10 protein-coding genes are annotated in these 12,093 nt (G+C 71.4%); 4 read left to right on the forward strand and 6 right to left on the reverse strand.

The window, feature by feature from the left end; all coding sequences use genetic code 11:
* From AB0C20_RS14525 to AB0C20_RS14540, 4 genes are all read right to left on the reverse strand, one after another.
* Window positions 1-196: hypothetical protein (locus AB0C20_RS14525; protein WP_357568142.1), on the reverse strand; the 196-nt coding region annotated here is incomplete at its 3' end.
* 101 nt (window positions 197-297) lie between these two features.
* Window positions 298-1,062: a succinate dehydrogenase/fumarate reductase iron-sulfur subunit gene (locus AB0C20_RS14530; protein ID WP_091401529.1), complete on the reverse strand. Its 765-nt coding sequence runs from the start codon at window positions 1,060-1,062 to the stop codon at window positions 298-300.
* Window positions 1,059-2,996 carry a fumarate reductase/succinate dehydrogenase flavoprotein subunit gene (locus tag AB0C20_RS14535; protein ID WP_357187466.1) on the reverse strand — a complete coding sequence of 646 codons (1,938 nt, stop codon included), beginning with the start codon at window positions 2,994-2,996 and terminating at the stop codon, window positions 1,059-1,061. The genes AB0C20_RS14530 and AB0C20_RS14535 overlap by 4 nt, the downstream gene beginning before the upstream one ends.
* 1 nt (window position 2,997) lies before the next feature.
* Entirely contained in the window at window positions 2,998-3,681 is a 684-nt protein-coding gene (locus tag AB0C20_RS14540) for a succinate dehydrogenase cytochrome b subunit (RefSeq protein ID WP_357568154.1), read from the reverse strand.
* A gap of 83 nt (window positions 3,682-3,764) precedes the next feature.
* On the opposite strand from AB0C20_RS14540, the gene AB0C20_RS14545 reads away from it, so the two are divergent.
* Complete coding sequence (locus AB0C20_RS14545) at window positions 3,765-4,697, forward strand: LysR family transcriptional regulator (RefSeq protein ID WP_238686239.1); 933 nt, start codon at window positions 3,765-3,767, stop codon at window positions 4,695-4,697.
* Window positions 4,698-4,775: 78 nt separating this feature from the next.
* Here AB0C20_RS14545 and hrpA read toward each other — a convergent pair whose 3' ends face one another.
* The gene (hrpA, locus tag AB0C20_RS14550) at window positions 4,776-8,846 is read right to left on the reverse strand and encodes an ATP-dependent RNA helicase HrpA (RefSeq protein WP_357187459.1); all 4,071 of its coding nucleotides are present in this window, start codon (window positions 8,844-8,846) and stop codon (window positions 4,776-4,778) included.
* Window positions 8,847-8,989: 143 nt separating this feature from the next.
* On the opposite strand from hrpA, the gene AB0C20_RS14555 reads away from it, so the two are divergent.
* Window positions 8,990-9,382 carry a cytidine deaminase gene (locus AB0C20_RS14555; protein WP_357568143.1) on the forward strand — a complete coding sequence of 131 codons (393 nt, stop codon included), beginning with the start codon at window positions 8,990-8,992 and terminating at the stop codon, window positions 9,380-9,382.
* Window positions 9,383-9,394: 12 nt separating this feature from the next.
* Here the strand turns inward: AB0C20_RS14555 and AB0C20_RS14560 are convergent, their stop codons facing one another.
* Window positions 9,395-9,754: a YciI family protein gene (locus AB0C20_RS14560; RefSeq protein WP_357187453.1), complete on the reverse strand. Its 360-nt coding sequence runs from the start codon at window positions 9,752-9,754 to the stop codon at window positions 9,395-9,397.
* A gap of 141 nt (window positions 9,755-9,895) precedes the next feature.
* Between AB0C20_RS14560 and AB0C20_RS14565 the strand changes: the two genes are divergently transcribed.
* Together AB0C20_RS14565 and AB0C20_RS14570 are read left to right on the forward strand one after the other, a co-directional pair.
* Entirely contained in the window at window positions 9,896-10,942 is a 1,047-nt protein-coding gene (locus tag AB0C20_RS14565; protein WP_357187450.1) for an iron ABC transporter permease, read from the forward strand.
* Between the two features lie 116 nt (window positions 10,943-11,058).
* Window positions 11,059-12,084, forward strand: a complete 1,026-nt coding sequence (locus AB0C20_RS14570; RefSeq protein WP_357187447.1) for an iron ABC transporter permease — start codon at window positions 11,059-11,061, stop codon at window positions 12,082-12,084.
* Window positions 12,085-12,093: the final 9 nt, after the last annotated feature.

The following is a 12,093-nucleotide window of genomic DNA, read 5'->3' on the forward strand; positions in this document are numbered from 1 at the left end:
CGGAAATCCGGCGCCGAGCATGCCGGTCGGCGCGAGGACGCGAACGGAGTCGCGGCGCCCGGAGCCGGGGACGGTCGCCCCAGCCCCCACCGCAACCAGCGCCAACGCCAAACGCCAGCGCCAGCGCCAACGCCAACGCCAGCGCCAACGCCAGCGCCAACGCCAACGCCAACGCCAACGCCAGCGCCAGCGCCAAACGCCAACGCCAAACGCAAACGCCAACGCCAAACGCAAACGCCAAACCGCCGTACCCCTGGGAAAGCGGGATACGGCGGTCTGGCGTGGTACGGCGGACCCTCAGGAACCGGGGGTGTTGTTGGCTCCCTTGGCGGTGGCCGCGAGGTAGTCGCGGTTGAGCCGGCCGATGGTGTTCAGCGGGATGCCCTTCGGGCAGGCCGGGGTGCATTCGCCGGCGTTGGTGCAGCCGCCGAAGCCGGCCTCGTCGTGCGCGTCGACCATGCCGATCACCCGGGTGTAGCGCTCGGGCTGGCCCTGCGGCAGCAGCGAGAGCTGGGTGAGCTTGGCGGCGGTGAAGAGCATGCCGGAGCCGTTGGGGCAGGCTGCCACGCAGGCGCCGCAGCCGATGCAGGCCGCCGACTCGAAGGCGGCGTCGGCGTTGGCCTTGGCCACCGGCGTGGAGTGGGCTTCGGGTGCGCTGCCGGTCGGCGCGGTGACGTAGCCACCAGCCGCGATGATCTTGTCGAAGGCGCTCCGGTTGACGACCAGGTCCTTGACCACCGGGAAGGCGCTGGCCCGCCACGGCTCGATGTCGATCGTCTCGCCGTCCTTGAACTGCCGCATGTGCAGTTGGCACGCGGTGGTGCCGCGCTGCGGCCCGTGCGCGTCGCCATTGATCATCAGGCCGCACATGCCGCAGATGCCCTCGCGGCAGTCGTGGTCGAACGCCACCGGGTCCTCGCCCGCGAGGATCAGCCGCTCGTTGAGCACGTCGAGCATCTCCAGGAACGACATGTCCGGGGACACGTCGTCGACCGGGTAGGTCACCATCCGACCCTTGTCCTCAGGGCCCTTCTGGCGCCAGATGCGCAGGGTCAGGTTCACTTGTAGCTCCGCTGCGTGGGGTGGACGTATTCGAACTTCAGGTCTTCCTTGTGCAGCACCGAGGGCTCACCGTCGGCGGTGAACTCCCAGGCCGCCACGTACGCGAACCGGTCGTCGTCGCGCTGCGCCTCACCGTCGGGGGTCTGGTGCTCGGCCCGGAAGTGGCCGCCGCAGGACTCCTCGCGGTGCAGGGCGTCGATGCACATCAGCTCGGCCAGCTCGAAGAAGTCGGCCACCCGACCGGCCTTCTCCAGCGACTGGTTGAGTTCCTCGCCGCTGCCGGACACCTTGACCCGCTGCCAGAACTGCTCGCGCAGGGCACGGATTTCGTCGATCGCCTTGCGCAGCCCGGCCTCGCTGCGCTCCATGCCGCAGTGTTCCCACATGATCTGGCCCAGTTCCCGGTGGAACGAGTCCACGGTCCGGTCGCCGTCGACAGCGAGCAACCGCTGGACGCGGTCCTCGACGTCGGTGCGCGCCTCGACGGCCGCCGGGTGGCTGGCGTCGACCTTCTCCAGCGGACCGGAGGCCAGGTAGTTGGCGATGGTGGTGGGCAGCACGAAGTAGCCGTCGGCGAGGCCCTGCATCAGCGCCGAGGCGCCGAGCCGGTTCGCGCCGTGGTCGGAGAAGTTCGCCTCGCCGATCACGAACAGGCCGGGGATGTTCGACTGGAGGTCGTAGTCGACCCACAGGCCGCCCATCGTGTAGTGCACGGCGGGGTAGATGCGCATCGGGACCTCGTACGGGTCCTCGCCGGTGATCCGCTCGTACATCTCGAAGAGGTTGCCGTACTTGGCCTCGATGGCCTTGCGGCCCAGCCGGCCGATCGCGTCGGCGAAGTCGAGGTAGACGCCGAGCTTCGTCGGCCCGACGCCCCGACCCTCGTCGCACACGTTCTTCGCGGCGCGGGAGGCGATGTCGCGGGGGACCAGGTTGCCGAAGGAGGGGTAGATCCGCTCCAGGTAGTAGTCCCGCTCGTCCTCCGGAATGTCCTTCGGGCTGCGGTCGTCACCCTTGGTCTTCGGCACCCAGACCCGGCCGTCGTTGCGCAGCGACTCGCTCATCAGGGTCAGCTTCGACTGGTGGTCGCCGGAGACCGGGATGCAGGTCGGGTGGATCTGCGTGTAGCACGGGTTGGCGAAGTACGCGCCCTTGCGGTGCGCGCGCCAGGTGGCGGTGACGTTGCAGCCCTTGGCGTTGGTGGAGAGGTAGAAGACGTTGCCGTAGCCGCCCGAGGCGAGAACGACGGCGTCGGCCATCTCGGTGCTGATCTCGCCGGTGACCATGTCCCGGACGACGATGCCGCGGGCCTTGCCGTCGACGAGGACCAGCTCGAGCATCTCGTGCCGGGTGTTCATCTCGACGTTGCCAAGGCCGATCTGCCGTTCGAGCGCCTGGTACGCGCCGAGCAGCAGCTGCTGGCCCGTCTGGCCCCGGGCGTAGAAGGTGCGCTGCACCTGGGCGCCACCGAAGGAGCGGGTGTCCAGCAGGCCGCCGTACTCGCGGGCGAACGGCACTCCCTGGGCGACGCACTGGTCGATGATGTTTACCGACACCTCGGCGAGCCGGTGCACGTTCGACTCCCGGGAGCGGAAGTCGCCGCCCTTGACGGTGTCGTAGAAGAGCCGGTGCACGGAGTCGCCGTCGTTGCGGTAGTTCTTCGCCGCGTTGATGCCGCCCTGTGCCGCGATGGAGTGCGCCCGGCGCGGGCTGTCCTGGTAGCAGTAGGACTTGACGTGGTAGCCCTGCTCGGCCAGGGTCGCGGCGGCGGAGCCGCCGGCCAGGCCGGTGCCGACCACGATCACCGTCATCTTGCGGCGGTTGGCGGGGTTGACCAGCTTGGCCTCGAAGCGCCGGGTCTCCCAACGCTTCTCGACCGGGCCGGCGGGAGCCTTGGTGTCGGCGATCGCGTCGCCCTCGGTGAAGAGTTCCATGTCAGGACACCAATCCGGTGAGTACGGCGAACGGGACCACCAGGTACCCGGCGCAGAGCAGCACGGCGAAGATCAGAGCCGCGGTACGCGCCCTGCGCTCGCCGCGTGGCGTCTGCTGGCCGAGGCTGCGGAACGCGCTGAACGCGCCGTGGCGTAGGTGGAAGCCCACCGCGAGGATGGCCAGCGTGTAGAAGAGGGTGACGTACCAGCGCTCCGGGGCGAAGTCGGCGACGACGTTGCCGTACGGCTTGCTCTCGTCGCCGACCGGGTTCAGCGTGCCGGTGGTCAGGTCCAGCAGGTGGTAGATCACGAAGAGCAGGATGATCACCCCACCCCAGCGCATCGTGCGGGCCGCGTAGCTGCCGTTGACCTTCTTGCGGTGGGCGTACTTGACCGGGCGGGCGGCGCGGGCCCGACGGGCCAGCACGGTGGCGGCGACGATGTGGGCGACGACCGCCACTACCAGCACGGTGCGCAGGATCCACAGGAACCAGACGCCGGGCAGCAGCGGCTTGCCGATGTCGCGCAGCCAGTGCGCGTAGTGGTCGAACGAGGTCTCCCCCGTGAACACCTTCAGGTTGCCGAGCATGTGGGCGATGAGGAACAGCGCCAGCAGGATGCCCGTCACCGCCATGACGGCCTTGAGGCCGACGTTCGAGCGGATGGGCGACCGAGTCTTCGTGATTACCACAGGACCGACGCTAGGAGCACTTCGATCAGTCGTCCAATGCATCAAACTCGCAGTGTTGATAGCCGTAGGCTATGTAGATGCAGCTCCATCAGCTTCGGTACTTCGTCGCGGTGGCCGAAGTACGACATTTCACCCAAGCCGCCGACCTCGTGGGCATCACTCAGCCTTCTCTCAGTAAGCAAATTCACGCTCTGGAGGCCGACCTCGGCGCACCACTGTTCGAGCGGGTAAGGGGCAACATCGCCCTCACCGCGGCGGGTGAGGTGCTGCTGCCGTTGGCCACCCGGATCCTCGCCGACGTGGAGACCGCGACCCGGGAGGTCCAGGAGCTGGTCGGGCTGCGCCGGGGTCGGGTCCGGCTCGGGGCCACCCCCAGTCTGGCCACGTCGCTCGCCCCGCCGGTGCTGCGCCGGTTCCGCGACGCGCACCCCACCGTCGACCTGAAGGTCGAGGAGGGTGGCTCGCAGGATCTGGTGCGCGACCTGCTCCGCGGGGACCTCGACCTGGCCCTGATCATCATGCCGGCGCAGGGGGCCGACCCGGGGCTGCGCGTCGACCCGATCCTGCGGGAGAGCCTGGTGGTGGCCTCGGTGGGGGAGGTGCCCACCGCGTCGACGACCGGGGAGCTGCGCATCACCGACCTGCGGGACCAGCCGATGGTGATGTTCCGTGAGGGGTACGACCTGCGTGACGCGACCATCCAGGCGTGTCGGGAGGCGGGCTTCGAACCCACCTTCGCTGTGGACGGCGGCGAGATGGACGCGGTGCTCAGCTTCGTCGAGGCGGGCCTCGGCATCGCTCTCGTGCCCGGCATCGTGCTGGCTCGCCGGCCGGGCGTGCGGATCACCCCGCTCGCCCCGCCCGGGGTGCGGCGGACCATCGCGGTGGCCCGTCGGCGTGACGTCGTACCCACCCACGCCGGTCGGGAACTTCGGCGCATCCTGCTCGACTACATCCAGTCGGCGATCGACCTCGGCGAACTGCCCCCGGGCGTCGAGCCACTGACCTGACCCCGGGGCGCGCCACCGCAAGGAGGCCGGACGGGGGGCCGCCGCCGCGAAGAGGTCGGCAGCGGCCCGGCCGTCGGCTCAGCGGCCCTCGGCGTCGTCCATCGCCCGGTAGATCCGCTGCTCGGAGACGGGGTACGGGGTGCCCAGCGCCTGGGCGAAGACGTTCACCCGCAACTCCTCGATCATCCAACGGATCTGCCGGACGGCCGACTCCTGGCGGCGGGCCGGCGACAGGTTGGCGAGCAGGTCGGCGTACTCCTTCTGCACCACGGCGATCCGGTCCTGCTGCTGGCGGTCCCGCTGCGGGTTGCCGCCCAGCCGCTCCAGTCGACGCTCGATGGCGGTGAGGTAGCGCAGCAGGTCGGGCAGGCGCGCGTACCCGGTCTCGGTGATGAAACCGGCGTGCACCAGCCCGGCGAGCTGGTTGCGGATGTCGGCCAGCGCTGCCACCACGGCGAGGTTGCGGGTCGCGCCGAGCCGCTGCTCGACGGCGTACGCGGAGGCGAGGACCTTGCGGACCCGGTCCATCACCTCGACGACGGTGTCGACCAGGTCGGCGCGGACCTTCTCGCGCAGGGCCGCGAAGCCGTCGGCGTCCCACGCCGGCCCGCCGGCCACACCGATCAGCCGGTCGATGGCCGCGCCCGCCGCGTCCTCGATCAGCTCCTGCACGCCGCCGTGTGGGTTGCGGCTCAACGCCAGCTTCGCCTCGTTGTCCAGCCGCCCCTGCAGGAACCGCGCCGGGGACGGCACTGTGAGCCGCAACAGCCGGCGGGTGCCGGCCCAGTGCGCCGCCTCCGCCTCGGCGGGGGAGTCGAACACCCTCACCCCGACCGTGGCGCCCTCGTCGACCAGCGCCGGGTAGGCGGTGACCGCGTAACCAGCGCGGACCTGCTCGATGGTCCGGGGCAGCGTGCCGATGCTCCACTCGCGCAACCCGGTGCGGGCCACCTCCGGTGCGGCGGCCGCCACCACCTGGCGTACCTCCTGACGGAGTTGGCGTTGCAGGGCCGGCAGGTCCTTGCCCTCGGCGAGCGGCTTCTCGTCGTCGCCGAGGACCCGGAAGGTCACCCGCAGGTGCGCCGGGAGCTTGCCCGGCTCCCAGGCGTCGCGGGGCACCGTCACCCCGGTCATCCGCCGCAGCTGCCGGGTGAGCGCGTCCAGCAGCGACTCCTCGCCGGGAGTGATCGCCGCCAGGGCGGCCCGTGCGTAGTCCGGCACCGGGACGAAGTTGCGGCGGATCGCCTTGGGCAGCGAGCGGATCAGCGCGATCACCGTCTCCTCGCGCAGCCCCGGCACCTGCCAGTCGAAGGTCTCCGCCGGCACCTGGTTGAGCAGCGGCAGCGGGATGTCCACAGTGACGCCGTCGTCCGGCGTGCCCGGCTCGAACCGGTAGGTCAGCGGCAGGCTCACCCCGTCGGCCTGCCACTCGTCCGGGTAGTCGTCCTCGTCCACCCCTGGCCGGCCGTCGTTGATCAGCAGGTCACGGGTGAAGGTGAGCAGGTCGGGTTGCTCGCGGCGGGTCTTCTTCCACCAGCTGTCGAAGTGCCGGCCGGAGGACACGTCGGCCGGGATCCGCTGGTCGTAGAAGCCGAAGATGGTCTCGTCGTCGACCAGGATGTCCCGGCGCCGGGCCCTGCTCTCCAACTCCTCGATCTCGGTGAGCAGCCGTTTGTTGTCCGTCCAGAACTGGTGGTGGGTCTGCCAGTCGCCCTCGACGAGGGCGTGCCGGATGAACAGCTCCCGGCTCAGCGTCGGGTCGATCCGCCCAAAGTTGACAGTTCGGGAGCTGACCAGCGGGACGCCGTACAGGGTGACCTTCTCGAAGGCCATCACCGCGGCCTGCTTCTTCTCCCAGTGCGGTTCGCTGTAGCTGCGCTTGACCAGGTGCTGCGCCAGCGGCTCGACCCACTCCGGCTCGACGCGGCCGGCGATGCGCCCCCACAGCCGGGAGGTCTCCACCAACTCGGCGGCCATCACCCAGCGCGGCGGCTTCTTGAACAACGCCGACCCGGGGAAGAGCGCGAACTTGGCGCCCCGCGCCCCCAGGTACTCGTGTTTCTGGGCGTCCTTGAGGCCGATGTGCGACAACAGGCCGGGCAGCAGCGACTGGTGCACCTTCGGGGTGTCGATCTCCTCCGGCAGGTCCGCGCCACCCCGGCGGCTCTCACCCCGGCCGGCGTCCGCGCCGTCGGCGGCGTCGCGCGCCGGCCGCCCACCCCGTCGGTCGCCGTCGGAAGGGGTACGCAGCACCTGGCGCAGCTGGCTGACGATGTCCTGCCACTCGCGGATCCGCAGGTAGTTCAGGTACTCCGCCTTGCACATCCGGCGGAACGCGCTGGACGAGAGTTCCCGCTGCTGCTCGCGCAGGTAGCGCCACAGGTTGAGGAAGGCGACGAAGTCCGACTCCTTGTCGGCGAACCGGGCGTGCGCCTGGTCCGCCTGTGCCTGCTTCTCCGCCGGCCGCTCCCGCGGGTCCTGGATGGAGAGCGCGGCGGCGATCACCAGCACCTCGGTGGCGGCGCCGTTGCGTTCGCCCTCGACCACCATCCGGGCCAGGCGCGGGTCGACAGGCAACTGGGCCAGCCGCCGGCCGAGTGCGGTGAGCCGCTTCGCCGGGTCGGCCTCGGTCGGGTCCAACGCGCCCAGCTCGTGCAGCAGGTTGACGCCGTCGGTGATGTTGCGCTTGTCCGGTGGGTCGATGAACGGGAACGCGGCGAGGTCGCCGAGCCCGATCGCTGTCATCTGGAGGATGACCGACGCCAGGTTGGTCCGCAGGATCTCCGGGTCGGTGAACTCGGGCCGGGAGAGGAAGTCCTGCTCGTCGTAGAGGCGGATGCAGATGCCGTCCGAGGTACGACCGCAGCGGCCCTTGCGCTGGTTCGCCGACGCCTGGGAGACCGGCTCGATCGGCAACCGCTGCACCTTGAGCCGACTGGAGTAGCGGGAGATGCGGGCGGTGCCCGGATCCACCACGTACTTGATGCCGGGCACTGTCAGCGAGGTCTCCGCGACGTTGGTGGCGAGCACCACCCGGCGCGAGGAGTGCGCGGCGAAGACCCGGTGCTGCTCGGCGGAGGAGAGCCGCGCGTACAACGGCAGGATCTCGGTGCCGAGTAGTGAACGCTTCTTCTGCACGAGCTTGCCCAGCGCGTCGGCGGTGTCCCGGATCTCCCGCTCACCGCTGAGGAAGACCAGGATGTCGCCGGGGCCCTCGGCGGCCAACTCCTCGACGGCGTCGCCGATCGCCTGGATCTGGTCGCGGACGGTCTCCTCGTCGCCGTCGCCGTCCTCCTCGCCCTCGGCGAGCTCGACGAGAGGCCGGTAGCGCACCTCCACCGGATAGGTACGCCCGGAGACCTCGACCACCGGCGCGGGCACACCCTCCGGCTCATCGGCAGTGGGTGGCCCGGCGAAGTGCCTGGCGAACCTGTCGGTCTCGATGGTCGCCGAGGTGATGATCACCTTGAGGTCGGGTCGTCGGGGCAACAGCTCCCGCAGGTACCCGAGGATGAAGTCGATGTTGAGGCTGCGCTCGTGCGCCTCGTCGATGATCAGCGTGTCGTACTGGCGCAGCATCCGGTCGGTCTGCAACTCGGCCAGCAGGATGCCGTCGGTCATCAGCTTCACCAGGCTGCGCTCGCTGACCTGGTCGGTGAAGCGCACCTTGTAGCCGACCACGTCGCCCAACTCGGTGCCCAACTCGTCGGCGATCCGGTCGGCCACCGTCCGGGCGGCCAACCGCCGGGGCTGGGTGTGCCCGATCAGGCCGTGCACCCCGCGCCCCAACTCCAGACAGATCTTGGGAATCTGGGTGGTCTTGCCGGAGCCGGTCTCGCCCGCCACGATCACCACCTGGTGATCGCGGATGGCAGCGGCGATGTCGTCCTTGCGCTCACTGACCGGCAAGCCCACCGGGTACGTGATCACGGGCACCGCCGCCTGCCGAGCGGCGAGGCGCTGCTCGGCCCGGACCAGGTCGGCGGTTATCTCGGTCAGCGCCGCCTCCCGACGCTGCGGGTCGCGCAGCCTGCGGGCACCGTCCAGTCGCCGCTGGAGCCGGCGCTGGTCGCGGAACATCAGAGGTGTGAGGCGGCGGTGCAGCTCGCGAACGGGGTCGGACGCGACGGAGGCGGTTGGATTCTGCATGTCGTGCCCAAGGATAGGCAGCCCGGCGGCGCGCCGCCCCTGGGTTACCGAGCGGCCGGCTTTCCGACGGCCACCTCCGGTCCCTTGACGGCCACGAGCGGGCCCTAGAGTTGGCGGCCGACGTCGAGCGCTGGGGGAGCCGGATGGAGATGCGCGACACCGACCGTGCGTTGGTGCAGGCCGCCACCGCGGTCTCCAAGCTGCGTTGCCGCAGCCAGCACCACACTGTCGCGTCGGCGGCCCGGACCGCTGACGGTCGGGTCTTCACCGGGGTGAACGTCCAGCACGCCACCGGAGGGGCCTGCGCCGAACTTGTCGTGATCGGCACGGCCGCCACGCAGGGCGTCACCGCGCTGGAGACGATCGTCACTGTCGCCGACCGTGGCCGCGAGGTCGTCGCGCCCTGTGCCGGGTGCCAGCAGGTGCTGCGGGACTACTTCCCGCAACTGCTGGTGGTCGTCGGCCCGATGGACGCCCTGCGGGTGATCCCGCTCAGTGAGTTGCCGGCGGAGACCGGCAGCGGCTCGGCCGGCTGACCAGGTCGGGGGTCAGTCCCCGGAGGCCGCCTCCAGCATCGACTGCGGCACCGGCACGCTCTCGAACCGCACTGTGCCCTCCGGAAGCAGCCACGACGTGACCCGCGCGACCAGGCGACCGGCCCGCACGGCGGGGTCGTTGGCGAACAGCGCGCGGGCCTCGTCCGGGGCGATGGACAGCACCACGAAGCCCCGCAGCTGCTCGTCGTCGGGGTGCAGGAACGGCCCGGCCGCGAGCACGAGCCCCTGCTGCACGAGGCCCGCCTGGTGGGCCAGGTGCGCGTCCCGCAACCGGTCGATCGCGTCCTGCGGCAGTTCCGGCGGATCCGACGGCCGGGTCAGCAGGACGACCGTGTGCTGGTCGAATCGCATGAGCCAACAGTAGGCGCGCGGCCCCCTTCGCGCGGGCGTCTGCCCTGCTCAGCCTGCCGCGGATCGATGAGCGCCAGTTAGGTGGCCCTCAACTGAGCGGCTAAGGTTAGGCGAACCTAAGCGTGAACGTGCAGGAGACTCGTGACCACCCTCGCCACCCGGCCGACTCAGGCCCGCAACCGGTCCGGCACCCGCACCGGCCGCCGGGTGGCCGTCACCGTCGCGGCCGCGCTGGTGCTCCTGCTCACAGTGCTGGCCAGTTTCGCGCTCGGCAGCCGACAACTCGGCGTCGACCAGGTCTGGCACGCGCTCGTCGCGCCGGACGGCGGCGACGCCAGCACCATCGTGCGTGAGCTGCGGATGCCCCGGACCGCCCTCGGCCTCGCGGTAGGGCTCGCGCTCGCCGTGGCCGGGGTGCTGTTCCAGGCGCTCACCCGCAACCCCCTCGCCGAGCCGCGCATCCTCGGCATCAGCGCGGGCGCGTCGTTCGGGGTGGTGCTCGCGATCTCCGTCTTCGGCGTCGGCACGCTCGCCGGGTACGTCTGGTTCGGCATCGCCGGGGCCCTGATCGCCGGGCTGCTGGTCTTCGCCATCGCCACCCGCGCCCGCGAGGGCGCCAGCCCGGTCACCCTCGCGCTGGTCGGCGCGGCGCTCGACGCCAGCCTGGCCTCCGGGGTGTACGCGCTGCTCAGCATCGACGCCCGCACCTTCGAGGAGTACCGCTTCTGGGTGGTCGGCGGGCTAGCCGGCCGGGACCTGTCGGTCGCCGCGCAGGTGCTGCCGTTCGTCCTCGTCGGGTTGGTGCTGGCCGCCCTGGTGGCCCGGGGCCTGGACGCGCTGGCCCTCGGCGACGACGTGGCCCGTGGTCTCGGCCACCGGATCGGCCTGGTCCGCCTCGGTGGTGGCCTCGCCGCCGTGCTGCTGACCGGCGCCGCGGTCGCCGCCGCCGGACCTGTCGCGTTCGTCGGGCTGGCCGTGCCGCACCTGGCCCGCGCCCTGGTCGGCGCGGACCACCGCTGGACCCTCGCCGTCTCCGCCCTGCTCGGGCCGGCGCTGCTGCTCGCCGCCGACATCGTCGGTCGGCTCGTCGCCCCGCCCGGCGAGATCCCGGCCGGGATCGTCACCGCGCTGATCGGCGCGCCACTGCTGGCCGTGCTGGTCCGCCGCGCCCGGGTGGTGACCGCGTGACCACCACCCGCCGTTCCTCCGGCCCCGCTGGCTCGCCCGGCCCCGCTGGCTCGTCTGACTCATCTGGCTCGGCTGGCTTGTCGGTCGCCGGCTCGGCTGGTGCCGTCCGTGGCGGCGTGCCGGGGCGCTCGCTGCTGCGCGTCGGCCCGGTCAGCCTGCTGATTCGCCGACGCGCGGTACTGGTGGCCGCCGTGCTGACCGTGCTGCTCCTGCTGGCCGTCGTCCTCAGCCTCTCGCTGGGCACCCCGTACGTCGCCCCGGCAGACGTGCTGCGCGCCCTCTCCGGAGCGGGCACCCCGTACGACCTCGTGGTCTTTGATCTTCGGCTGCCGCGGGTGGTGCTGGCGGCCGTGGCCGGTGCCGCCTTCGGCGTGGCCGGCACGCTGATCCAGAGCGTGGCCCGCAACCCACTCGCCAGCCCGGACGTCATCGGCATCACCCAGGGCGCCGGCCTCGCCGCGACAGTGGCGCTGACCAGCGGAATGGCCGCGGTGCTGGTGGCGCCCACAGCGCTGGTGGGCGGGCTGCTCGCGGCGGTGCTGCTGTTCGCTCTCGGGGCCCGGCACGGGCTGGCCGCGCAGCGGTTCGTGCTCGCCGGGGTGGCGGTCGCGTTCGGCTTCCGGGCGCTCACCGAGGTGGTGATGCTCACCGCCGACCCGATCGACGGGCTGCGCGCGCAGATCTGGCTGATCGGCACGCTGGCCGGCAAGGGCTGGACCGAGGCCGCCTGGATCGCCGGCACGCTGCTGGTGCTGCTGCCGGTGCTGGCCTGGGCCGGCTGGGCACTGAACAGCAGCGCCCTGGACGACGACACCGCCCGGGGTGTCGGGTTGCGCCCGGTGGCCCGCCGGATCGGCCTCGCCGGTACTGGCGTACTCGTCGCCGCGATGGTCACCGCCCAGGTCGGCGCCGTCGACTTCGTGGCGCTGGTCGCCCCGCAGGTGGCCCGTCGCCTGGTACGCGCCGAACGACCACCGCTGGTCTGCGCGGCGCTGCTCGGCGCACTCCTGCTGGTGCTGGCCGACCTGGCCGGCCGGCGCCTGTTCGCACCCACCCAACTACCCGCCGGTGTGCTGACCGCCGCGATCGGCGGCCCGTACCTGATCTTCCTGCTGCTGCGTGGCCGGCGGCGGTCGTCGTGACGCCTCAAG

Origin of the sequence: Micromonospora sp. NPDC048843 (assembly GCF_040649965.1) — a bacterium.
Classification (GTDB): Bacteria; Actinomycetota; Actinomycetes; order Mycobacteriales; family Micromonosporaceae; genus Micromonospora; species Micromonospora hortensis.

Coding starts and splice junctions, on each gene's coding strand:
- AB0C20_RS14535 (WP_357187466.1), bottom strand. CDS start 2,996: ATGGAACTCTTCACCGAGGGCGACGCGATCGCCGACACCAAGGCTCCC.
- AB0C20_RS14545 (WP_238686239.1), top strand. CDS start 3,765: ATGCAGCTCCATCAGCTTCGGTACTTCGTCGCGGTGGCCGAAGTACGA.
- hrpA (WP_357187459.1), bottom strand. CDS start 8,846: ATGCAGAATCCAACCGCCTCCGTCGCGTCCGACCCCGTTCGCGAGCTG.
- AB0C20_RS14555 (WP_357568143.1), top strand. CDS start 8,990: ATGGAGATGCGCGACACCGACCGTGCGTTGGTGCAGGCCGCCACCGCG.
- AB0C20_RS14560 (WP_357187453.1), bottom strand. CDS start 9,754: ATGCGATTCGACCAGCACACGGTCGTCCTGCTGACCCGGCCGTCGGAT.